Origin of the sequence: Oceanibaculum indicum P24, assembly GCF_000299935.1 — a bacterium.
In the GTDB taxonomy this organism is placed as follows: Bacteria; Pseudomonadota; Alphaproteobacteria; order Oceanibaculales; family Oceanibaculaceae; genus Oceanibaculum; species Oceanibaculum indicum.
In genome coordinates this window covers 32,573-54,986 of sequence record NZ_AMRL01000008.1, presented here as the reverse complement: position 1 = coordinate 54,986, position 22,414 = coordinate 32,573, and the positions used below count along the sequence as shown (strand labels likewise).

Below are 22,414 nucleotides of genomic sequence, written 5' to 3'. Positions count from 1 at the left end.
GAATAAAAGAAAACCCCGGCCTTGTGCCGGGGTTTTTTGTATCTGCTCACTCCATGGCGGCGCGCAAGGCTGGTGGCGTGCCGGGCATATTGCTGAGCACGATCTTGCCGATGGTGAGGATCGGCACGGCCAGCAGCGCGCCGGGCAGGCCCCACAGCCAGCCCCAGAAGATCACTGCCAGGAACACCAGGATCGGGTTCAGCGTCAGCTGCCGGCCCAGCAGCAGCGGGGTGATGAACTGCCCTTCCAGCACGGTCAGCGCATAGGCCGCCAACGGTGGCATCAGGATCTGAGTCCAGCTATCGAAATTCAGCAGCGCGGCACTGGCAATGATGACCGCCGTGATCGCCGGGCCGATATAGGGAAGGAAGTTCAGCACCGCGGCGAGGGCACCCCACAGCCAGGGGCTGGGCATATCGAGCGCCCACATCGCCGCCGCCGTCGCCACGCCGAGCGCCAGGCTGATAAGGGTGAAGGTGCGCAGATAGACCGATATCTTCCACTGCACCTCCAGCAGCATGCGTTTTAGCCGCCGGCGCTGGTCGGCCTGCGATACGGCCTCGACGATGCGGTTTGCGGTAGAAGGCCCAGCGGCCAGCAGGAAGAACAGCAGCACGGTGGTGATGGCCAGCGTGGTCAGGATCGATTGCGCCTGGCTGGCCAGGGTTTCGGTCAGGCTGCCCTCGACCACCACGATCCGCTGTCCCTCGTTATTCTCCAGCTTGGCTATCTCGGCGATCTTTTCGGTGGTTTCCTGCGCCTTGCGCAGCGGCAGTTTCAGTTCGGCCAGCTTCCGTTCGATCTTGTAGAGCACGTTCGGCCCCAGATCGAGATGCTCCGCCGCCGGGCCGGCAAGCTGCACCGTGCCGGCGGCAAGACCGGTCCCCAGCATGGCAACGATCAGGAAGGCGCTCAGCGTCTGCGGCAGGCGCAGGCGGGTCAGCAGACGCACCGCCGGCATCAGCAGGATGGTGAGCAGCAGCGCCAGGAAGATCGGCAGCAGGATCGGTTTCGCGAAATAGGCCGTGTAGATCAGCGCCAGAATGAGCAGCCCGATGGCGGCCATCCGGGTGACGCTGCTGGCCTGCAGGAAGGCGAGTGCCGAACCACCTTCCACACCCTGATCGGCTGTGGCTTCAGAAGAGGTGTCTGAGGGAGCAGGGCGGGTGGCTGGCGGCGAATCGCTCATAGATCTTCATATGCCTTCATAATGAATTTCGCCATATGGTCATTAAAATGCCACATGGCCCATGAATAACTTTTTCCTGCAACGCAAAGTTCCCTGAACGGGCGGCGCGTATTTTCAGAAAATATACACCCAACGCCCGCCGGTGTTCTGATTTTCCGGAACAATATGATTTTCCCTGCGTTCTTTACCTGTAGAAGCGTTCACGCCGAACGCAATCTTGACTTACAAGCAACGAAAGGAGCCTTTCATGGCTACTCGTGAACCGGCTGACGATATTGCCGCCCTGAAGAACGATCTCGCGGCGCTGCGCAAGGATGTCGGCGCGCTGGCCAAGACTCTGGGCGAGCAGGCCTCTACGACGTCCGACGACAAGATGGCCCAGCTGAAGGAGCGGGTTGCCGCGCTGCGCAGCGAACTCGAAGGCGCGGCCAAGACGGCCCGGGCGCGCGGTGCCGAGGGTGTCGCCAGCGTCGAGCGCCATATCGAGGACAAGCCGCTGCAGAGCATGCTGATTGCGCTGGGTGCCGGCCTGCTGATCGGCAAGCTGCTGGATCGCCGCTAAGGCGGGCGCATCGTGCGGTATCTCCTCGACATAGCGCTGCCCTACGCGCAGGCGGAAATCCGCAATGCGAAGGACAGTGCCGGGCGGCTGTGCTGGCGGGTGGCGGGGTTCGCCGCCGCCGGCCTCGTCGCCGCCCTTGGCCTCGGTTTCCTGGCGCTGTCCTTCCATCTCTGGCTGCTGCGCCATGTGCCGGCGCCTGACGCCGCGCTGTTCACCGGGCTGCTCTGCCTCGGTGTGGCTGGACTGGTGGCGCTGACCGCCTGGCTGGCGACGAAGGTGCGCAGCCGCACCCGTCACCGCGAGGTGGCGCAGGCCGCCACGCTGGCGGAGCTGCAGTTGCTGCAGGCGGAGCTGGAGCAGGGGCTGCGTGCCAATGCCAAGACCGGCACGCTGGGTATGCTGGTGGCTGGCCTGGCGCTCGGCGCCAGCCCCGGCCTGCGCGGTGCATTGCGCGATTTGGCGCGGTTTTAGGGTTTCCCGGGTTATGCCTTGAAATAGTGACTGGAACAGAAGGTGTATCCAGGCGATAGCTGGTCTAGATTCTTCGGAGATTTTGCGTCTCCTTGAATAGGGCTGGAATGTCTGCAATCCCCGATATCCACGAAATCCGACCTGCGGACTTTTCCGCTGTAGAAGCCCTCTATCCGAAAGCCTTTCCCGAAGAGGATTTGCTGCCGCTGGTCAGCGCACTCTTGCGGCAGGGGAGGGACGTGATTTCTCTGGTCGCGACCCTCGACGGGGTGCTGGTCGGGCACATAGCCCTGACAAGCTGCCGGATTGAGGGGGTAACGGAAAGGATCGCTCTTCTAGGCCCGCTCGCGGTAACACCGGAATGGCAAGGCAGAGGCATCGGCGGCGCCCTTATCCGCGACAGCCTGGAACGATTGAAAGACCAGGGCTTTTCATGGGTTTTTGTGCTTGGCGATCCTGGTTATTACGGGCGCTTTGGCTTCCAGCCCGAGACTCACCTTCTGCCACCCTATGAAATACCCGAAGAATGGCGGACAGGCTGGCAGTCCATTCGCCTCGCCGGCAATAAAAGCGCGCCGGGAGCGAGCCTCATCGTGCCACCGGTGTGGCGCAATGAGGCGCTCTGGCGGCCCTAAAGTCCCATCTGGGCCAGCATGGCGCGGACCAGCGGATGTCTGGCTTCGCCCATGCGGTCGCAGATCGAGAAATGATGTTCGCGGCCGATTTCCCAATAGTCGGTCGCAAGCCCGCGTTTCCGGCACAGCTTCGCGAAATCGGCGGATTGCCGGATCCAGTCCGGCGTCTCGCCGCCGCCCACAGCCACCAGAATCGGGCAGACTGGCCGAGGCGGGTTCGCGGCCAGGCTGTTGCGTGCTGCCTCATCGGCGGTCAGGCCGATTTCCGCATTCACCTTCAGCATCGTCACCGGTTCCAGCTCATAGACGCCGGAAACCGCGACCACCCCCTTCACGATATCGGCCGGGCGGCCTTCCGCCGCCCAGTCGCGCGCCAGCATCATGGCGGCCAGATGCGCGCCGGCGGAATGGCCGGACAGGTACAGCCTGTCCGGATTGCCGCCAACCTGCCGCGCATTGGCGTGCAGCCAGCGCACCGCTTCCGCGATCTGCGCCACGATGCCGCTGATGGTCAGCTTCGGCGCGAGATCGTAATTCACCATCGCCACCGTGGCACCGGCGGCGACCAGCGGCTCTGCGATGTAGCTGTAGAAGCTCTTGTCCAGCCCGCGCCAGTAACCGCCATGGATGAAGGCGTGAACCGGCGCGTTCGGTGTCTTTGCCGGGAAGATGTCCAGCGTCTGCAGCGGCCCGTCGCCATAGCTGACATCCAGCGAGCCGGCCAGCGCATCACGGGTGCTGGTGGCACGGCTGGCCTGGGCGTCGAGATAGGCCTGGAAGTCCGGCGCGGCGAGGCGCGGGTTATATTCCCGCTCCAGCGCCTCGCCGGACAGGCCCTTATAGCTCGGAGCCGCAGACATCAGCCCTTGTACCCCACGACGTCCTGGTGCTGCTCGCCCAGCCCCTCGATGCCCAGCTTCATCACATCGCCGGGCTTCAGGAACATCGGCGGCTTCATGCCCGCACCCACGCCTGGCGGCGTGCCGGTGGGGATGACGTCGCCGGGCATCAGCGTCATGAACTGGCTGATATAGCTGACCAGATGCTTCACCCCATAGACCATGGTGGTGGTGGAGCCGTCCTGGCAGCGCTTGCCGTTCACGTCCAGCCACATCTTCAGGTTCTGCGGGTCGGCGACCTCGTCCCTGGTCACCAGCCAGGGGCCGATCGGCGCGAAGGTGTCGGCGCTCTTGCCCTTCACCCACTGGCCATGCCGCTCGATCTGGAATTCGCGCTCCGAGATGTCGTTCACCAGCACATAGCCGGCGACATAGTCCAGCGCGTCCTTCTCCTCGACATATTGCGCCTTCTTGCCGATGACAATGCCCAGCTCGACTTCCCAGTCGGTCTTCTTGGAATGGCGCGGGATCACCACCGTATCGTTCGGGCCGTTGATGGCGGTTGTCGCCTTCATGAAGATGATCGGCTCCGCCGGTACCTGCATGCCGGTCTCGGCGGCATGGTCGGAATAGTTCAGCCCGACGCAGATGATCTTCCCGATATTGCCGACCGGGCAGCCAAGGCGCGGATTGCCGGAAACAGCCGGCAGGCTGGCAGGGTCAATGGCCGCCAGCTTTTTCAGCCCGTCCGGTGAAATGCTCCCGCCATCGATATCGGCGACATGGCCGGACAGATCGCGCAGCGTGTCGCCGGCATCCAGCAGGCCGGGCTTTTCCTTGCCGGCTTCTCCATAGCGCAAGAGACGCATGATGATACTCCCTGTTCTGTCGTGATTTGGGTCAGAGGGTAAGGCCACCATCGATCAGATGGGCTACACCCGTCGTATAGGCGGATTCGTCGGAAGCGAGGTAAAGCGCCAGCGCTGCGATCTCCTCCGCCGTGCCCAGCCGTCCCATCGGCTGGCGGGCGATGAAGGCCTGGCGCGCGGCGACCGGATCGTCGAAGGCGTTGATGCGCTCGTGCAGCGAGGGTGTCTCTACCGTGCCCGGGCAGATGGCGTTGCAGCGTATGCCCTTGGAGATAAAGTCGATGGCGATGGATTTCGTCATGCCGATGACGGCGGCCTTGCTGGCGGTATAGACGAAGCGGTTCGGCACGCCCGCCGCCGAGGAGGCGACCGAGGACATCAGGATGATGGAGCCGCCGCCCTTGCCGATCATCGCCGGCAGGAAGGCGCGGGTGATGCGGTACATCGCCTTGGTGTTCAGTTCGAAGGAGAAGTCGTAATCCTTCTCCTCGCACTCCAGGATGGTGCCGTTGGCGACGAAGCCGGCGCAGCTGAACAGCACATCGACTGCGCCCACCGCCTTTGCAGTCTCCTGCACCGCGGCGCTGTCGGTCACGTCCAGCAGGCGGGTCTCGATCCCCGGCGCCTCCGCCTTCAGCGCCTCAAGGGCGGCGGCATTGATATCGGTTGCGACGACGGTCGCGCCCTCGCGCGCGAAGGCAAGCGCGGAGGCCCGCCCGATGCCCTGTCCGGCGGCGGTGACAAAGGCTTTCTTTCCGCTGAGGCGGTTTCCCATCCTGTGATGCTCCCAGGTCGCATCGTTTCTTTATTAGGGTTCCTGTAGCGGCTTGGAGGGCTGTCTGGCAAGCCCGACGCGTTCACGGCAGGAATGCGGGATGTGGCGGGGAGGGGAGAAAGGCTAGAGGTTCAGCAGGCTGGGAGCGCGTTCGATGATCTCGTTCAGGATGTTCTCCGCGACCTTCATGTTGCGGTCGGCATCCTCGTCCAGCAGATGGGCATAGCGCGGCTGCGACAACTTTTCCCGCGCCAGATGCAGGTTGCGTAATTCCTGTACAAAAATCTCGCGTGAGCCGATGGGCAGAGCCGGGCTCTTGCTCAGCGCCAGGAAGAATTTCGTGCTGGTGCGCAGCACCGCCTTGGAGATCAGGATGTTCAGCGCGTCGAATTGTTCGTCCAGCCGTTCGTCGCGTCCGGTTTCCAGATTGCGCAGGCGGTTCTCGATCAGGATGCCGAAGGTCTCGAATTCCGAGATCTTGTCGCGGAACTGCCGGTAGGAATGGAAGCTGTGCTGATGGACATTCTTCTCGGTCTGGGTCGCCAGAATGACGATTTCCCGCGCCTGGCGCTCCAGCGCGGTGAGCATTTCCTGGGCTTCTTTCTTGCTATAGCTACGCGACATTGGTGGCCCCCTTGTCGCGCTTCAAGAGAAAAACCTGCTTTTCACACCATCGGCTCATATTCGACATCATATCTCTATGCTTGATGAAATGTTTCCTAAACTAGCATTTGCGACTTGATTAAAAACAAAGAAATACGTTGAATGCTTGCCTTGCCTGCGTTTTCTCCCGCCTGGGTGTGAAATTTTTTCGTTTCAGCCAGCGCGGTAAGGAAAGTTTAATAATTCCAATGACAACATGCATTGGAAAAAGCCCGCCCCGAAGCGGGCTGTAGGGACGAATCCTGCTTCCGGCATTGCGGTGAACCTGTCCAGGCGCGCCGCAATAGATCGTATTTTGCGCTTTTGCCCGGAGAATTCTCTTGAATACCATGCAGAATCATAAGATCGGCGCCAAGGATGGTATGCCGGCGGCGGACGATAACAAGCCGGAACGGATCATCGAGCTGACCTCCGACCTAGCGGCTCTGACGCGCGACAAGATCACGGCAATCCGCGCGATCACCAGCCGGACCAAGATCCTGGCGCTGAACGCGCTGATCGAGGCCAACCGCGCCGGCGAGGCAGGGCGCGGCTTCGCGGTGGTGGCCGGTGAAGTGAAGTCGGTGTCCGGCGAGATCGAGCTGATCTCAAACACGCTGGAAAGCGAGCTGTCGCAGCGGGTCGAGGGGCTGCAGCGGCTGGGCGGCAATCTGGTCGATCATATGCGCGGCGACCGGCTCGTCGATCTGGCGCTGAACGCTGTGGAGCTGATCGACCGCAATCTCTACGAACGTACCTGCGACGTGCGCTGGTGGGCGACCGACAGCGCGGTGGTCGATTGCGCCGTCGATCCGTCAGCGACGGCCTGCGCCTATGCGTCGAAGCGGCTGGGCGTCATCCTGTCGGCCTATACGGTCTATCTCGACCTGTGGATCGCCGACATGAACGGCAAGGTGATCGCCAATGGCCGCCCCGATGCCTACAACGTGAAAGGCGCCGACGTGTCGCGCGAGGCCTGGTTCCGGGACGCGCTGAACACCGCCACGGGCGACGATTACGCGGTTGCCGATATCGCATCATCGCCGCAGCTGGGCAACAAGCCGGTGGCGACCTATTCGGCGGCGATCCGCGAGGGCGGGGAGGCGCGCGGCAAGGTGCTGGGCGTGCTGGGCATCCATTTCGACTGGGGACCACAGGCCGAGGCCATCGTGAAGGGCGTGCGGCTGACGCCGGAAGAGGCGGAGAATACCCGCGTCCTGCTGCTGGATAACCGCTTCCGGGTGATCGCCTCCTCGGATGGCAAGGGCATCCTGAGCGAGACGCTGCGGCTGAACACCGGATCGGCGCGCAGCGGCCATTACCGCGACGATGCCGGCGGCCGGGTCGGCTTTGCGCTGACGCCAGGCTATGAGACCTATGCCGGCCTCGGCTGGTATGGCTGCATCGTGCAGCGTACCTGATTGATATTCCAGAGGGGGGAATGGTGGGCGGTACTGGGATTGAACCAGTGACCCCACGCGTGTGAAGCGTGTGCTCTCCCGCTGAGCTAACCGCCCGTTAGGCCCGCCGTCTGGCGGCGGAGGGCCTTCGTATAGGGCCCGTGCTTCCGGCTGTCAAGCGATGGCGTTCGCCGGTAGTGTCTCAGTTTGAATCTCAGCTCTCGAACTCATTTCAACCATTGCTGCTTCAAGCTGGCAATTACCACGTCGGGCCGGGAGCGGTCTGTCTGCTCCCGGCGCCGGAACTCAATAAGCGGCCGTTGCGATAGTCGGCCGATGGCGGCCCCTCAGGTGACTATGAAGGGCCACCGTCGCCGTCAGATTTCTGTACCCTCGGAGAGGGCAAGCGCATCTTCGATGTCCACGCCGCTCGAGCCAGGCGAGCAGGCTGGCGCGCGCATCGCTCATCAGTTCGAACTGGACTGGCCGATAATTTCTGATGGCCGCAGTAGCTGGCGAATTGCCTATGCCGTTTACACTTGTTCTGCTTACCCCTGTCTTGGAAGTAGGCTAGGCTGAACAAAACACAGAACAGCCAGGGGGAACGCCATGCGCCGTGACGGGCGAAAGCCGTCGCCGGCCGCAACAGGGTGGCGCACCGAGCGACGGGAGTTCCTGACAGCGGCGACCCTTGCCGCCGCATCTTTGCTGTTGCCTTCCGCTAGCCACGCCGCCGATGCGGGAATGGCACCGCGCCAGCCCATCCGCTTTGGCCTTACCCCGGTCTTTCTGACCAACGACCTACTCCTGCTCGAACAGCTGCAGGCCTATCTTGAGAAAGCCACGGGCCACCCCGTACAGCTGGTCACCCGGCGTTCCTATCAGGAGATCACCTCGCTGCTGCTGGCCGGTCAGATCGATCTCGCCTGGATCTGCGGCTTTCCCTATGCCGTGCATCGCGATGCGCTGGACCTTGTGGCTGTGCCGGTCTGGAAGGGCCAGCCGCTCTACCGCTCCTACCTCATCTGCGGCGCCGAACGGGAGGTCACGGGATTCGAGCAATTGGCCGGCGATACCCATGCCTATTCCGACCCGGACAGCAATTCCGGCTATCTGGTGACACGGGCGCTGATCACCGAATCGGGGCACAGGCCCGATTCGTTCTTCGCGCACAGTTTCTTCACCTATGGCCATCGCAACGTGGTACGCGCGGTTTCCACCGGTCTGGCCCAGAGTGGCAGCGTCGACGGCTATGTCTGGGATGTGCTGAGCGAAACCGAACCCGCCCTGACGCGCGGCACGCGCATTGTTCGCCAGTCGGAGCTGCTTGGCTTCCCGCCGGTCGCCGCGCTGAAGGAGAAGGCGGACAGTCCGGAACTGATTGCGGCCCGCCGCGCGCTGCTCGACATGGCGCAGGACGAGGATGGCCGTGCCGTACTGGCGATGCTGCGGCTGGACGGCTTCCAGGCTGCGGAGCCGGCCCTTTTCGACCGTATCGCCGCCAAGGTGGCGCTGGTCGGGAGGCTGGGATGACCGGTGCGAGGCTACCTTCCTGGCGGTCCGGCGCGTGGCCGCTGACGCTGAAGGTGCCGCTGCTGGTGGCGGTGCTGATGCTGGCGGTCAGCCTGCTGGTATCGGACCGGGTGCTGGACAGGCTGGCAGACACCCAGAAACGGCATCTGGAGGAACTGACAGGGGCGTATCTGGACAGCCTTTCCTCCGCCATCCTGCCGCATGTGCTGCGCGAGGATGTCTGGGAAGTTTTCGATTCCCTGGATCGGGCCCGCCATCTCTATGCTGGCCTCGACGTGCTGACCACCATCGTCGTCGACAGCGATGGCCAGATCATTGCCGCCACGGACCCGCAGCGCTATCCGACACGCAGCCAGTTGTCGGCCGGTCAACTGCGTCCCTTCGGCACCCGACCGTCGCTGGCGCTGGAAGCCGATGGCGAGCGTGCCTATTCGCAGCGCCCGCTGACCTACCAGTCACGGCAACTCGGCACGATCTATGCCGTGTTCGATGTACGCACGCTGATCGCCGAGCGGCAGGAAGTGATGGCCACCCTGATCCTTGGCAACAGCTTGCTGGCCTTGGGACTGGCAGCCCTGGGTTATCTGCTGGTACGCCGCATGGTCCGCCCGGTACAGCTGCTGACCGAGCGCATCGGTTATGGTTCGGAAGGCCGCATGGTGCCGATCCCCGAGCGCGAGGTGCGCGCCCAGGGCGGCGATTTTCAGGCGCTGTTCCGTCGCTACAACAGCCTTGTCGAAGCGGTGAACGAACGGCAGGCGCTCTCGGCGCGGCTGACCCAGGAGGAAAAACTGTCGAGCCTCGGGCGGCTGGCCTCGGGCATGGCGCATGAGATCAACAACCCGCTGGGCGGTATGTTCAACGCCCTGGATGCGCTGAAACGCCACGGCCAGCAGGAGGCCGTTCGGGCGACCTCGATCAGCCTGCTGGAGCGTGGGCTGGCCGGTATCCGTGATGTCGTCCGGGCCGCCCTGGTCACCTACCGTTCCGGCGCGGAGACGGAGCCTTTGCGGCATGCCGATTTCGAGGATCTGCGCCTGCTGGTCTCGCCGGAAACCCGGCGCAAGCAGCTCATCGTCGGCTGGCACAACACCATTCCGGACAGCCTGCCTGTCTCGCGCAGCGCGATCCGCCAGATCGCCCTTAACCTGTTGCTGAATGCCTGCACTGCGACGCCGGATGGCGGCGAGATTGGCTTCACGGCAATCTGCGATGAACGGCATCTGCGTGTGACCGTCACTGACAGCGGTCCCGGACTGCCGGCCTGGGCGCTCGAATATCTACGTCAGGCCTCGCCGCAGAACATGCCGATCCGTGAGGCCAGCGGCCTCGGCCTGTGGATGATCCAGCGCCTTGCGGCCGGCAGCGGCGGTCATGTCGAGGCAGAGAACCACCCGGCAGGCGGCGCCACGATCCGCATCATCCTGCCGCTGCGCGAAGGGGAGCTGCGCCATGTCGCCTGAACCGCCGCTGATCGGCATCGTCGAGGATGACGCCATCATGGGCGAATCCCTGGTTCAGAGCCTGACGCTGGAAGGCTATGCCGTGCACTGGTGGCAAGATGGCGCCTCGGCCATTGGCGAGATCGAGACCCTGCGGCCGGACCTGGTGGTGTGCGATATTCGGCTCCCCGATGCCGACGGCCAGACGGTCTTCAAGACCGCCTGCAATGCCGGCGGCAAGGCACCGTTCCTGTTCATCACCGCCTATGGCGATATCGATCAGGCGGTGGGGCTGATGCGGGCCGGCGCCGGGGATTACCTGACCAAGCCTTTTGCGATGGAGGATTTCCTCAACCGGACGCGGCAGTTGCTGGATAGCGGCCAGCGCGATCAGGCCGAGGGCGTACTCGGCATTTCCCGGCCCATGCTGGAACTGGAAGCCTTGCTGCGCCGGCTGGCGCAGCGCCCGAGCAGCGTGCTGATCGCCGGGGAAACGGGGGCTGGCAAGGAGGTCTGTGCCCGCTTCCTGCACACCAACAGCCCGCGGAAAGACGCGCCCTTCATGGCGGTGAACTGCGCGGCGATCCCGGACAACCTGCTGGAAAGCGAGATTTTCGGGCATGAGCGTGGCGCCTTCACGGGCGCCAGTGGCCGGCATCAGGGATATGCGGAGCGGGCCCGTGACGGCATCCTGTTCCTCGACGAGATCGGCGACCTGCCCCTGCCCTTGCAGGCCAAGCTGCTGCGCATCCTGGAGGAACGCCGCTTCACCCGGCTGGGCGGAGAGCAAGCCTTGCCTTTGAGGCGCGCCTGATCTGCGCGACCAATGCCGACCTGTATCAGGCGGTGCGGGATGGCAGGTTCCGAGAGGACCTGTACTATCGCATCAATGTGGTCAGCATCGAGGTACCGCCGCTGCGGGATCGGCCTGAGGATATTAGCTGGCTGATGCAGCGTTTTTTCGCGGAGTTCACGGCCAGCATGGGGGTGGAGTTGCGCGGCATCGGCTCGCTGACCGAGGAGGTGGCGCTGGCGCATGACTGGCCTGGCAATGTGCGCGAGTTGCGCAACCGCGTGGAACGCGGCGTCGCCCTGGCGCTGGGCGACATGCTGATGCCCGCCGACCTGTTCCCGGAATATCGCGGCGCCAGCGACGAAACGGCGGCCATCGCCAGCCTTGCCGAGGTCCGCGAGGCGGCGGAACGCCGGCAGATCGAGCGTGCGCTGGCCGAAACCCAGGGCCAGATGCAGGCGGCGGCCCGGCTGCTGGGCGTGTCGCGCACGACCTTGTGGGAAAAGCTGCGGCGCTATGGCCTGACCGCCGGTCTTACCGACTGACCGGCGTTCGGAAATCCGAACACTCCCCCGGCAGATTCCGGTTATCCGAACGCGCCGCCGCAACTGCGAAGGCTGTATCCCGCGCGTCGCGGGCCTGGCGTGTGCAGTGCGTCATGGCACCGGCCTTGCTCCCCCTTGTTCAGGAGTTTGTTCACCAGGGGGAGGATAATCATGAAGCGATGCACCATGCTGGTCGATGTCGGCCGGCGCCAGTTCCTGCGCGGCAGTGCCATGGCGGGCGCGGGGGTCGCGGCAGCGACCGTTGCCGCCACGCCAACGAAGGCCGCACCCGCCATGGCGCGGGTGGAATACCCGTCCAACCGGCTGGCCAACATCAAGGACCTGAAGCCGAACGAGCCGCTGGATGTCGCCTATCCGGACACCGACGCGCCGGGCGTGCTGCTGAAGCTGGGCAAGCCCGTCGAGGGCGGTGCCGGCCCCGATGGCGACATTGTCGGCTTTTCGACCGTCTGCCCGCATAAGGGCTTCCCGATGTCCTACAACGCCGCGGATCGCACGCTGAACTGCCCCGGCCATTACTCGCGCTTCGATTGCGAGAAGGGCGGCCAGCAGGTCTGGGGGCAGGCGACGCAGAACCTGCCGCAATATTTCCTGCGGGTCGATTCCAAGGGCGACATCTATGCCGATGGCGTGGACGAGTTGCTCTATGGCCGCCTCAGCAACGTGCTCTGACCGGGAGGAACCATCATGGCTTACAAGCGCAATATCGATCGCCTGCCGATCGTCCCGGCCGACGCCAAGGAACACAACGTCGTCTGCCACTACTGCATCGTCGGCTGTGGCTACAAGGCCTATAGCTGGGACGTGAACCGCCAGGGCGGCACTCAGCCCGACAGGAACAAGTTCGGCGTCGATCTCTCGAAGCCGCAATTCGCCGAGGCCGAGGCCTGGTACGCCCCTTCGATGTACAATATCGTGAAGCAGAACGGCCGCGACGTGCATCTGGTGATCAAGCCGGACAAGGGCTGCGTGGTGAATTCAGGCCTGGGCTCGATCCGCGGCGCGCGCATGGCGGAGATGACCTTCTCCGAGGCGCGCTCGACCCAGCAGCAGCGCCTGACCGATCCGCTGGTCTGGCGCTACGGCCAGATGCAGCCGACCTCCTGGGACGATGCGCTGGACCTGGTCGCGCGGGTCACCGCCGCCGTCATCAAGGAACAGGGCGAGGACGGGTTGTTCGTCTCCGCCTTCGACCATGGCGGCGCCGGCGGCGGCTACGAGAATACCTGGGGCACCGGCAAGCTGTATTTCGGCGCGATGAAGGTGAAGAACATCCGCATCCATAATCGCCCGGCCTATAACTCCGAGGTCCATGCCACCCGCGACATGGGCGTCGGCGAGCTGAACAATTGCTATGAGGATGCGGAGCTAGCGGACACCATCGTCGCTGTCGGCACCAATGCGCTGGAAACCCAGACCAACTACTTCCTCAATCACTGGGTGCCAAACCTGCGCGGCTCCTCGCTCGGCAAGAAGCGCGAGCAGCTGCCGGGCGAAGCCCATGCCGCCGCGCGCGCGATCATCGTCGATCCGCGCCGCACCGTGACGGTGAATGCCTGCGAGGTCGAGGCCGGCAAGGACAATGTCATGCACCTCGCCATCGAGTCCGGCACCGATCTGGTGCTGTTCAACGCGTGGCTGACTTATATCGCCGAGCAGGGCTGGATCGACCGCGACTTCATCGCCGCCTCGACCATCGACTGGGACAAGGCGCTTGCGGCGAACAGGACCAGCCTGGAGGAAGCAGCGCGGATCACCGGCCTCAGCGTCGAGCAGATCCGGCAATCGGCACGCTGGATCGCCGAACCGAAGGAAGGCAAGCGCCGGCGCGCCATGTTCGCCTACGAGAAGGGGCTGATCTGGGGCAACGACAATTACCGCACCAACGGCGCGCTGGCGAACCTTGCTCTGGCGACCGGCAATATCGGCCGTCCCGGCGGCGGCTGCGTGCGCATGGGCGGGCATCAGGAAGGCTATGCCCGGCCTGCCGATGGTCATGTCGGCCGCCCAGCCGCCTATGTCGACCGGCTGCTGATCGAAGGCAAAGGCGGCGTCCATCACATCTGGGGCTGCGACCATTACAAGACCACGCTGAACGCGCACGAGTTCAAGCGGGTCTACAAGCGCCGCACCGACATGGTGAAGGATGCGATGAACGCGGTGCCCTATGGCGACCGCGAGGCGATGGTGGAAGCGATCATGGGCGCCATCCGCCAGGGCGGGCTGTTCGCCGTCGATGTCGATATCGTGCCGACGCAGATCGGCCAAGCCTGCCATGTAATGCTGCCGGCCGCGACCTCGGGCGAGATGAACCTTACCTCGATGAATGGCGAGCGGCGCATGCGGCTGACCGAGCGCTACATGGACCCGCCGGGCGAGGCGATGCCGGACTGCCTGATCGCCGCCCGACTGGCCAACCATATGGAGCGCGTTCTGGCCGCCAGCGGCATGGCCGACTATGCCAAGCAGTTCAAGGGCTTCGACTGGAAGACCGAGGAGGACGCCTTCATGGACGGCTACCACGCCACCGCGCATGGCGGGAAGCACGTCACCTACGAAAGGCTGCGCGCCATGGGCACCAACGGCTTTCAGGAGCCGGCGGTGGATTTCAAGGATGGCCGGATCGTCGGCACCAAACGCCTCTATGCCGACGGCAAGTTTTCCCGGCCCGACGGCAAGGCGCAGTTCATGGAAACCAAATGGCGTGGCTTGCAGGCCGAGGGCAAACAGGCTCAGAAGGATGCCTATCCCTTCCTCATCAACAATGGCCGCGCCAACATCGTCTGGCAGTCCGCCTATCTGGACGTCCAGAACGAGCTGGTGATGGACCGCTGGCCCTTCCCCTTCATCGAGATGAACCCGGCCGACATGGCGAAGCTGGGCGTGAAGGAAGGCGATCTGGTGGAGGTGTACAATGACTCCGGCTCCACCCAGGCAATGGCCTATCCGACACCGGAAGCGAAGCCGGGCCACACCTTCATGCTGTTCGCCTATCCCTCCGGCGTGCAGGGAAATGTGGTGAATGCGGGGGTGAACGAGTTTGTGATCCCGAACTACAAGCAGACCTGGGGCAATATCCGCAAGATTTCCGACGCCCCGAAATCGGTTGCGCATCTGACCTTCAAGTCTAAGGAGTATAAGGCCTGACGGCCCCCGCAGACGGGAGCAAAACTCTACGGGCGCCTTCGGGCGCCCGTTCTTTTTGTTGCTAGCAGCCCCTCCGCCCTGATCGGAAACAGCGAGAGGAATGGCCGCTGCCCGCTGTCATGAAACGCGGATTTCCAGCATCGCATCCGCCAGATGGCCATCGGGCAGCAGCCACATCGGTTCAGCTAGCAGCTTCATCTCGACTTCCCTGTCATCGAGCTGGAAGCGGTGGCCAAGCCCGTACCCGACAGCCCAACGCTCGCCCGGTTTGGGATTATAGGCGGCGGCGATGCGTGCCTCGCCTATCTTCATGTGATGGGCGATATCCCATTCCAGTATCTCGCCCTCATGGCGGGTTGCGACCCAGCAATGCATGTCGTTGGTGAGGCCGTCCCGTTCCCGGGGAAAGAAATAGCCGGCGATATAGGCGGCCTCGTAACCAGCGCTGCGCAGCGCGGCCATCAGATAGGCATTGATATCGACGCAGCTGCCTTCGGTCAGGCCGCAGCCGAGATGCGGTATGGCATCCTGACCGTCATAGTATTTCTCCGCCGGATGGCCATAGCGGAACTTCGCGGCCGTGGCCTCGACGAGGGCCTGGATGCCGGCGCGCCCGTAGCCGGCCGCAAGGGCAATAGTCTCGGCCTCCGCCGCCAGCGCACGCGCCGCCCGGCTCCATCGGTTCTCGGTGGAAAGAAAAGCCTGTTCCGACAGGCCGCCAGTCTCCGCCGCGAAACCGTAGCGCAGGGTCAGCCTGTCTGCTGACGGTGCTTCCACAAATGCCACCATCTGGTCGCTGTCCCTGTCGGGCAGCAGGCGAATCCTGCTGCCCTGCGGCGGCTCGAAAGAAAGGAGGCGCTGGCGATTCGTCGAGATTCCGCAAGGAACCAGCAGGCCGAGCGCGCCATGATCGGCGGCCCGGTCCTGCAACTGGACGGTCACGATCAGCGTCACGCTCGCACTGCGAGCTGGAACAGCACGCCGCTGAGCAGCGAGCCGGCGAGCGCAAACAGGATATAGAGCGCGAAGACCTGCTTCTTCGCCAGCGCCCATACCGCAATCGCCGCCGGGATGGAGGTGATGCCGCCAGCAACCAGGAAGGCCATGCCAGCACCCGGCGCCATGCCCTGCTGGATGAAGCCGCCGACCAGCGGCAGCGCGGCATAGCCGTTGAGGTAGGCCGGCACGCCCACAAGCGTCGCCACCAGGATCGACAGGAATCCGCCATCGCCGACCAGGCCGCGCACCGCCTCCGCCGGGACATAGGCCAGCATCAGGGATTCCAGCAGGAAGGCGAGCGCCAACCACTTGCCGAGGAACAGCAGCGTGTCGAAGGAAGCGCGGCTGAATTTGGCCAGCCTTGCGTCGTCTTTCCAGAAGCGCCAGACCACCGGTTTGTGGCTGCGGATCGACGCCGCGCCGCAGCCGCCATTGCCGATGCCTTCACGCAGTGGATCGGCCAGCGCGCCGGCCCGGGTCAGCGCATAGGTGCCATAGCCGCCCAGCAGGCCGACGCCGATGGCCGCCGCCGTCTTGGCTAGTGCGAAATCGAGACCCAGCGTGCCCAGGGTCAGCACGAACATGGTCGGGTCCATGATCGGCGAGGCCAGCCAGAACGCCATCACCGGCGCCAGCGGCACGCCCATCGACAGCAATGCCGCGATGACCGGGATGACGCCGCAGGAGCAGAAGGGCGACAGCGCGCCGATCAGTGCGGCAAAAGCGACCATCTGCACTTCGCGCCCGACAAAGGCACGGGCGATCAGCGCATCCGCCCCGCTGGCCTTGGCACCGGCGGCCAGCGCCACCGAGACCAGCAGGAAGGGCAAGACGCCGAGAAGGGAACTCAGGGTGAAGTCGATGCTGGCGGCAAGCTGTTCATTCGCGAACAGGGCTAGCGCCAGCAGGGTGACGGTTAAGGCAACCACCGCCCCGTCCGGCTTCGGCAGCCGGGCAGCGCGGAGGGCTTCAGCAACAGACATGACGGCTCCTTTCCGAGCGGAAAATCAACGGGCGGCGTTGCCGCAGATAGGTTGCGAGCAACCGGACAAGCGAAGGCGGTCCGGCCTCACGCAGCAACAGAGGCGACAGGCCGATATCCGCCAGCGCGGCCGCATCCATCTGTCGCAGCGCTTGCCAGTCGCGGCGCTCCCGCCGCCAGTGCCGCCAGAGGGCAGGCAACGAGGCCAGGCACAGCGGTTCCTGCCAGGACAGGAGAACAGCTAAAGGCTTGCCTACGGCAGGTCGGGCCGGAAATTTCACTATATTTCCGGAATTATCGAAATAATGAGCCGAACGAGAACGCTGCATCATGCCGCATCCTCCTTCCCGCAGGTGATGCCGACATCCTTGCAGCACTCGTCGGCGAGATAGCCGATCAACCCCTGCATGACGGTGAAATCGGCGCGGCAGATCAGCGTGGTCCCCGCCCGCTCCTGCGTCACCAGCCCGGCGATCAGCAGCCGGTGCAGATGATGCGACAGGGTGGAGGCCGGCAGGCCCAGCTTCTCCTGTATCTGGCCAACCGAAAGGCCGGGGTCGCCAGCCCGCACCAGCGTGCGGAAGATCCGCAGGCGGGACGGGTTTCCAAGCGCCTCAAGCCGGGCGGCGGCGGTTTCAAGGTCATCGGTCATAGGGACACTATGCGCGCCGGCAGTCTTGCCGTCAACGGTATTTCCAGAATTATAGAAATAAAGATTCTCAATGGCACCCAAGCGATATCCGCCACTCCCGCGAGGCGTCTTGCGTTTACGCGACTGACCGCCCTTCCACCGGAAGCGCTGCAGGTGATCGACCAGCGCGCGCAGCCTTGGGGGGCCGGAAGCGGACGGGCGGCAATAGCGAATGGGCGCGACAGCCACGCCCGGAAGAAGGTTGCACCGTCGGCGCCCGCAAGGGTTGCCGCAAGCCTCATGACGGGGCCGCGAGACGTCATAGATGGCCATCGACGGCCGTGTAAGCCGGAGTTGCCTCGCCGGCCCGCATGCGGCGCATGCCATCGGCCGGCGAAGTCACTGGAGCGTAGCCGAGGTCATTGCGCGCACGGCGAATGTCGATGGTGAAATCCTTGCCGATCAGCCGCAGCATCTGCCGGGTGATCGGCGGCTCGCCCTTGCGGCGGAATATCCGCCAGACTGTGTCCATCAAGCCGGCCATCGTCCAGGCGACACCGAAGGACACAGAGCGATCCTTGGGCGTCACGCCGCGGCTGCCGAGCAGGCGCGTCAGGAAGGACTTCAGAGTCGTGTCCTCGCCGTCGCTCACGAACCAAGCTTGCCCGCCTGATCCGTGATCGGCGGCGAGGATCAGCGCGTGGCAAAGGTTCTCGACATGGCAGGTGGAAAGCGCCTGTCCGCCGCCCGCGACCCATTGGAAATGCCCGGCGCGTACGGTCTCGACCATGTGGTCGAGCGCCGGCATATCCGGGCCCCAGATGAAAGGCGGGCGGATGGCCACGATGGAGAAGCCCGCGCGGCGGCCGTTCGCAGCGAGTAGCACTTCCTCCGCTTCGGCCTTGGATGTGGAGTAAGGGGCAAACGGCATCTTGTGCAGGGGCATGTCCTCGGTCACGCCACGCATCGGTTCGGGGCGGCCCATGACGACGGCGGCGGCGCTGACATAGACGACGCGGCGCACGCCGGCCCGATCGGCAGCCTCGACAACATTGCGGGTGCCTTCGACATTGATCCGGCGGAACAGGGACATCGGCCCCCAAAGCTTGAAATGCGCCGCGACGTGGAACACGACCTCGACACCCTCCATCGCACGGGTCAGCGCGGCACGGTCCGAAAGGTCGCCCGCGACCGGTTCGGCGTCGAGCACCTGAACGCCCGCCAGCGCTTCGACGCTGCGCCCAAGCGCGCGGACGCGCCAGCCATCGGCAAGCAGGCGGCGGATGAGATGTCCGCCGACGAAACCAGAGCCTCCAGTGACGAGGGCCAAGCGGGCCGGACTTTGGTGAGGATAGTGGCTCATGGGACTCTCCTAAGGTGGGGTTTGTCCCAACGTGTCACACGAAACCATATTACACAATACATATTATGTAATATGTTACTTGTTGCAATACTTCCATCTGTCCGGTAGAAGCTGCGCATGACAACCGACGCGCCCGATCATCGCGACCGCATTCTCGACACGGCTGCCGAGCAGGTCCGTCGCTTTGGTGAGGCCAAGACCAACGTGGTCGATATCGCCAAGGCCATGGGCCTGTCGCATTCGGCGATCTACCGGCACTTCCGGTCGAAGGCGGATATCTTCGACGCCCTTGCTGCGCGGACGATGGCCGAGGAAGCCGAACTGGCGGCGCGCTTCGCGAAGGCCGAGGGTCCTGCGGCAGAGCGGCTGCGCGGCCTCGTCCTGGCGCTCCACCGCAGCAAACGCGCCAAACTCGGCGAGGACCCGGAGATCCACGGCCTCTACCGCCGGATCGTGGCCGAACGCCCGGACCTTGTCACCGACTATGCGCGACGCATGACCGGGCTCGTCCGCCAGGTGTTGGAGGACGGGATCGCGGGGGGTGAGTTCCGCATCCGTGACCTCGACACCTCTGCGGGTGTGGTGCGCGACGCGGTCACCGTGTTCGTCCATCCCGCTCATGTGGAGCAGGCTGTCGTGGCCGGGCTGGATATGGAGCCCAGACTTCAGGCGGTGATCGACGCCTTGATCGCGGCGTTCGAAGCAACCGGCCGACATGACAAATAGTCTCCGCCGATCGGCACAATCACCCAACGAGTTCCAGGCTCCGCCCTTGGATGTGGCATGATCCGAAGGAATGCTCACGGTCAGGGACATTAAATATTCGGTGGTCCTGGATTGTTGCACATCCGTCCAAAAGGCTGGCCTAGGCGACTAGAATCGTCTCATCGTGCGAGGAAGGCGGACGGCGACGCGGTGCGAGGCCGGCGGCCTAGAGCTACCTCCGCCTTGGGCTTGACACTGCCTGCGCGTGAGCCGGACGCGAATGACCAAAAGAAGCCATGGTGGCCACAATAACGCTGCGCCGGTCGATGGTGCTGAGCACAGATAGTCGGACCATAGCGTCGAATCGGCGGTTCTCAGGGGCGCTTGGTGCAAGTACGGTGACCGACGGCAATATCGCGCTATAGAGGGCAGTTGGCGGCATTTGGCGGACCGCGTGGGATTCGAATATACACGCCGAAGTAATCGGCTGACGCTTGGCTACCTCATAAGTAATGTCGGCTTACGGGAAGTCTCAAGGGTCAATCGAGCGGCCGAAATGAGGGCGCGAAGTGGTTGTTGGCAGCTCGCTTCCGGGCGGACCGCATTCCATTCGGGAAGCCGGAATTCAAACTGAGATACGCTCGTTAAGTGCCGGGGCACTTCTTTCCTGCTACAGGCTGGTCGGGCTGTCGGGGCCGCCCTGGCCCTCCTCGGCGAGGCTGCGGCCGGCGCGCCGGATGGTACCGTTCAGCATGACCATCAGGCCGAACATCACGAACAGGATCACGCCTGCGAGGTAGGGCAGGCTGGGGTCCAGCTTGTAGAGCGGCATGGCGAAGATTGGCGAGATCACATGCCCGGCCGCCCCCGTCGCGCCGACCAGACCGGCCACCGATCCCTGCTCGTCCTGCCTGACCGACAGCGAGGCGGCGGCGGCGATGCCGGGGCGGGCGAGGCCGAAGGCGAGGCCGGAGACGACCAGCGCGAACACCAGCGGGCCATAGCTGTCGGCCAGCAGGAAGATGGTGTAGGCGGCGATGCCAATGACGCAGCCGATGCGCATCAGGAACTGCGCCGAGGGGTTCAGGCGCGGGATGATGGCAAGCTGCGCCAGCACGGCGGCCATGGCGGATGCCATCAGCCCGACGCCGACATACTGCACCGTCTCGGCGGCGGCCAGCCCCAGCACATCCATGAAATAGAAGGCGGCGGTCTGGATCGTCAGCGCCTGCACCGTGGTGATCATGATGCTGGCCAGCAGAAAGGGCCACACACGCCGGTCGAACGGGCTGAGCCGGGGCCGCATCGTCTGGCCCTTGGGCGGGGTCTGCTCGGGCAGCATCAGATAGAGCGATACGGCGCTGACCAGCGCCAGCAGGGCGATGCCGTAGAACGGCATCAGCAGGCCGAACACCACCAGCGCCGCCCCCACGCCGGGGCCGATTGTGACGCCCAGGCTGAAGCCGGCATTCATGCCGGCGACGGCGCGCACGCGCTCCGCCCGGCTGGTACGGTCGGCGACGTAGGCCTGGCCGGCGGCGATAGTGCCGGCCCCCAGCGCGCCATAGAGAATGCGCGCCAGCACCAGCAGCACGACGGCGGGAATGACGGTCAGCCAGCCCCACAGCGCCATCTGGATGATGAAGCCGAAGGCGGCTGTCGAGACGGCATAGGCGACCAGCCCGACCAGAATGACCGGACGGCGGCCCCAGATGTCGCTGCGGCGGCCCAGCATCGGCGCGCAGAACACCCAGAAGATGGCGGAGACCATGAAGATCGCGCCGACATGGAACTCGGAGAATCCAAGCTCGCGGGCAATCGGCGGCAGGTTGGCGAACATCAGCGACTGGCCCATGCCAAGGCAGGTCAGGCTGAAGAACAGCAGCTTGAAGGCGCGCTTGCGGGTCTCCGGGGAGGAGGGCTGCCGCGGTTGGTCGCCGGGCTGCTGCACGTCGCTCATGCCGGGCGCCTCCTGCCGCTGCCATTGGTGCGGATCAGGATAATGCCGACGGCAACCAGCACCATGCCGATGATGGCGGAGATGCCGAAGGTCTCGCCGAACATCAGCCAGGCCAGGATCGCGGTGAAGGGCGGCACCAGGTAGAACAGGCTGGCGACCTGCGAGGCCGCCCCGCGCTTGATGAGCACATAGAGCAGGGTGGTGGCACCGATGGACAGGATGACCGACTGCCAGACCAGGGCGAAGACGAACTCGCCGGTCCAGTGCACCACATTCGTCTCGAACAGCAGCGCACACAGCCCGAAGGCGAAGATGACGGTGATGAACTGCACGCAATTGCCGCCCACCACATCGACCCCGTGGCAGTATTTCTTCTGGTACAGCGTGCCCAGCGTGATGCCGAGCAGGCTGGCGACCGTATAGAGCGTTGCCCAGGCGGCGCTGGCGCTGGCGGTGTCGATCTTCTCCACGATCACGGCGGCGACACCGGCCAGGCCGAACAACAGGCCCAGCCATTGCCGGCGGGTGACCTTCTCGCCCAGCATCGGGCCGGCCAGGGCGGCCGTCAGAATCGGCTGCGCGCTGACGATCAGCGCCGCGACGCCGGCCTGCACGCCATGATGGATGGCGATGAACACGCCGCCCAGATAGACGCCCTGCACCAGCAGCCCGACTAGGGCTACATGCTTGATCTCATGCGGTTTCGGCCAGCTGATCTTCAGCATCAGGGCAATCGGCACCAGCAGCGCCGCCGCCAGCAGGAAGCGCAGCAGCAGGTAGGTCAGCGGCTCGGCATAGGGCAGGCCGAATTTCGCGCCGACGAAGCCGGTGCTCCACAGGAAGGTGAAGAGCAGCGGCGACAGGGCGACCCAGACGGCTTGCGTGCGGCTGGTGGAAGAAGGCGGCATTGG

22 protein-coding genes, 1 tRNA gene and 1 pseudogene are annotated in these 22,414 nt (G+C 64.4%); 11 read left to right on the top strand and 13 right to left on the bottom strand.

Annotation, left to right across the window (positions count from 1 at the left end; all coding sequences use genetic code 11):
* Positions 1-46: 46 nt before the first annotated feature.
* Positions 47-1,189 carry an AI-2E family transporter gene (locus P24_RS08410; RefSeq protein ID WP_083859640.1) on the bottom strand — a complete coding sequence of 381 codons (1,143 nt, stop codon included), beginning with the start codon at positions 1,187-1,189 and terminating at the stop codon, positions 47-49.
* 247 nt (positions 1,190-1,436) lie between these two features.
* On the opposite strand from P24_RS08410, the gene P24_RS08405 reads away from it, so the two are divergent.
* The 3 genes from P24_RS08405 to P24_RS08395 all read left to right on the top strand — a co-directional run bounded on the left by P24_RS08405 (position 1,437) and on the right by P24_RS08395 (position 2,857).
* Positions 1,437-1,751, top strand: a complete 315-nt coding sequence (locus tag P24_RS08405) for a DUF883 family protein (protein WP_008944279.1) — start codon at positions 1,437-1,439, stop codon at positions 1,749-1,751.
* A 12-nt stretch (positions 1,752-1,763) separates the two neighbouring features.
* Entirely contained in the window at positions 1,764-2,222 is a 459-nt protein-coding gene (locus P24_RS08400; RefSeq protein WP_008944278.1) for a sensor histidine kinase, read from the top strand.
* A gap of 107 nt (positions 2,223-2,329) precedes the next feature.
* Positions 2,330-2,857, top strand: a complete 528-nt coding sequence (locus P24_RS08395; RefSeq protein ID WP_008944277.1) for a GNAT family N-acetyltransferase — start codon at positions 2,330-2,332, stop codon at positions 2,855-2,857.
* Here the strand turns inward: P24_RS08395 and P24_RS08390 are convergent.
* The 4 genes from P24_RS08390 to P24_RS08375 all read right to left on the bottom strand — a co-directional run bounded on the left by P24_RS08390 (position 2,854) and on the right by P24_RS08375 (position 5,964).
* Positions 2,854-3,717 (bottom strand): alpha/beta hydrolase, encoded by an 864-nt coding sequence (locus P24_RS08390; protein ID WP_008944276.1) that lies wholly within the window; start codon positions 3,715-3,717, stop codon positions 2,854-2,856. The genes P24_RS08395 and P24_RS08390 overlap by 4 nt on opposite strands.
* Positions 3,717-4,565 carry a fumarylacetoacetate hydrolase family protein gene (locus P24_RS08385; RefSeq protein ID WP_008944275.1) on the bottom strand — a complete coding sequence of 283 codons (849 nt, stop codon included), beginning with the start codon at positions 4,563-4,565 and terminating at the stop codon, positions 3,717-3,719. Before P24_RS08385 ends, P24_RS08390 begins: the two co-directional genes overlap by 1 nt.
* 31 nt (positions 4,566-4,596) lie before the next feature.
* A complete protein-coding gene (locus P24_RS08380; protein WP_008944274.1) occupies positions 4,597-5,340 on the bottom strand; it encodes an SDR family oxidoreductase in 744 nt (247 codons plus the stop codon).
* A 123-nt stretch (positions 5,341-5,463) separates the two neighbouring features.
* Positions 5,464-5,964, bottom strand: a complete 501-nt coding sequence (locus P24_RS08375) for a hypothetical protein (RefSeq protein WP_040707083.1) — start codon at positions 5,962-5,964, stop codon at positions 5,464-5,466.
* Positions 5,965-6,332: 368 nt separating this feature from the next.
* Here P24_RS08375 and P24_RS20625 point away from each other — a divergent pair, with 368 nt between their 5' ends.
* A complete protein-coding gene (locus tag P24_RS20625; protein ID WP_008944272.1) occupies positions 6,333-7,403 on the top strand; it encodes a methyl-accepting chemotaxis protein in 1,071 nt (356 codons plus the stop codon).
* A 21-nt stretch (positions 7,404-7,424) separates the two neighbouring features.
* On the opposite strand, the gene P24_RS08365 is transcribed toward P24_RS20625, so the two are convergent.
* Positions 7,425-7,499 (bottom strand) — tRNA-Val (locus P24_RS08365).
* A 627-nt stretch (positions 7,500-8,126) separates the two neighbouring features.
* Between P24_RS08365 and P24_RS08360 the strand changes: the two genes are divergently transcribed.
* The 6 genes and pseudogenes from P24_RS08360 (at position 8,127) to P24_RS08340 (ending at position 14,863) form a co-directional block, all read left to right on the top strand.
* A complete protein-coding gene (locus P24_RS08360) occupies positions 8,127-8,915 on the top strand; it encodes a substrate-binding domain-containing protein (RefSeq protein ID WP_008944271.1) in 789 nt (262 codons plus the stop codon).
* The gene (locus P24_RS08355) at positions 8,912-10,378 is read left to right on the top strand and encodes a sensor histidine kinase (RefSeq protein WP_008944270.1); all 1,467 of its coding nucleotides are present in this window, start codon (positions 8,912-8,914) and stop codon (positions 10,376-10,378) included. The genes P24_RS08360 and P24_RS08355 overlap by 4 nt, the downstream gene beginning before the upstream one ends.
* Positions 10,290-11,203: pseudogene (locus P24_RS20475) on the top strand (sigma-54-dependent transcriptional regulator); the annotation flags it as partial. The gene P24_RS08355 and the pseudogene P24_RS20475, both read left to right, overlap by 89 nt.
* Positions 11,204-11,695 (top strand): AAA-type ATPase lid domain-containing protein, encoded by a 492-nt coding sequence (locus tag P24_RS20465; RefSeq protein WP_456319889.1) that lies wholly within the window; start codon positions 11,204-11,206, stop codon positions 11,693-11,695.
* 171 nt (positions 11,696-11,866) lie between these two features.
* The gene (locus P24_RS08345; protein ID WP_008944269.1) at positions 11,867-12,388 is read left to right on the top strand and encodes an arsenate reductase (azurin) small subunit; all 522 of its coding nucleotides are present in this window, start codon (positions 11,867-11,869) and stop codon (positions 12,386-12,388) included.
* A gap of 15 nt (positions 12,389-12,403) precedes the next feature.
* Positions 12,404-14,863, top strand: a complete 2,460-nt coding sequence (locus P24_RS08340) for an arsenate reductase (azurin) large subunit (protein ID WP_008944268.1) — start codon at positions 12,404-12,406, stop codon at positions 14,861-14,863.
* Between the two features lie 117 nt (positions 14,864-14,980).
* Here P24_RS08340 and P24_RS08335 read toward each other — a convergent pair whose 3' ends face one another.
* From P24_RS08335 to P24_RS08320, 5 genes are all read right to left on the bottom strand, one after another.
* Positions 14,981-15,817, bottom strand: coding sequence for a transglutaminase domain-containing protein (locus P24_RS08335; protein WP_008944267.1), 837 nt, complete (start codon positions 15,815-15,817; stop codon positions 14,981-14,983).
* Positions 15,814-16,845 carry a permease gene (locus tag P24_RS08330; protein ID WP_008944266.1) on the bottom strand — a complete coding sequence of 344 codons (1,032 nt, stop codon included), beginning with the start codon at positions 16,843-16,845 and terminating at the stop codon, positions 15,814-15,816. Before P24_RS08330 ends, P24_RS08335 begins: the two co-directional genes overlap by 4 nt.
* On the bottom strand, positions 16,832-17,176 hold the full coding sequence (locus P24_RS19645; protein WP_083859632.1) for a DUF1127 domain-containing protein: 345 nt from the start codon (positions 17,174-17,176) through the stop codon (positions 16,832-16,834). The genes P24_RS08330 and P24_RS19645 overlap by 14 nt, the downstream gene beginning before the upstream one ends.
* The gene (locus P24_RS08325; RefSeq protein WP_008944265.1) at positions 17,173-17,496 is read right to left on the bottom strand and encodes an ArsR/SmtB family transcription factor; all 324 of its coding nucleotides are present in this window, start codon (positions 17,494-17,496) and stop codon (positions 17,173-17,175) included. Before P24_RS08325 ends, P24_RS19645 begins: the two co-directional genes overlap by 4 nt.
* A gap of 298 nt (positions 17,497-17,794) precedes the next feature.
* Entirely contained in the window at positions 17,795-18,838 is a 1,044-nt protein-coding gene (locus P24_RS08320; RefSeq protein WP_051013113.1) for an NAD-dependent epimerase/dehydratase family protein, read from the bottom strand.
* 117 nt (positions 18,839-18,955) lie between these two features.
* Between P24_RS08320 and P24_RS08315 the strand changes: the two genes are divergently transcribed.
* Positions 18,956-19,564, top strand: coding sequence for a TetR family transcriptional regulator (locus P24_RS08315; protein ID WP_008944263.1), 609 nt, complete (start codon positions 18,956-18,958; stop codon positions 19,562-19,564).
* 649 nt (positions 19,565-20,213) lie between these two features.
* Here the strand turns inward: P24_RS08315 and P24_RS08310 are convergent.
* Together P24_RS08310 and P24_RS08305 are read right to left on the bottom strand one after the other, a co-directional pair.
* Positions 20,214-21,503 (bottom strand): MFS transporter, encoded by a 1,290-nt coding sequence (locus tag P24_RS08310; RefSeq protein ID WP_008944262.1) that lies wholly within the window; start codon positions 21,501-21,503, stop codon positions 20,214-20,216.
* Positions 21,500-22,411 (bottom strand): DMT family transporter, encoded by a 912-nt coding sequence (locus P24_RS08305; RefSeq protein ID WP_008944261.1) that lies wholly within the window; start codon positions 22,409-22,411, stop codon positions 21,500-21,502. The genes P24_RS08310 and P24_RS08305 overlap by 4 nt, the downstream gene beginning before the upstream one ends.
* Positions 22,412-22,414: the final 3 nt, after the last annotated feature.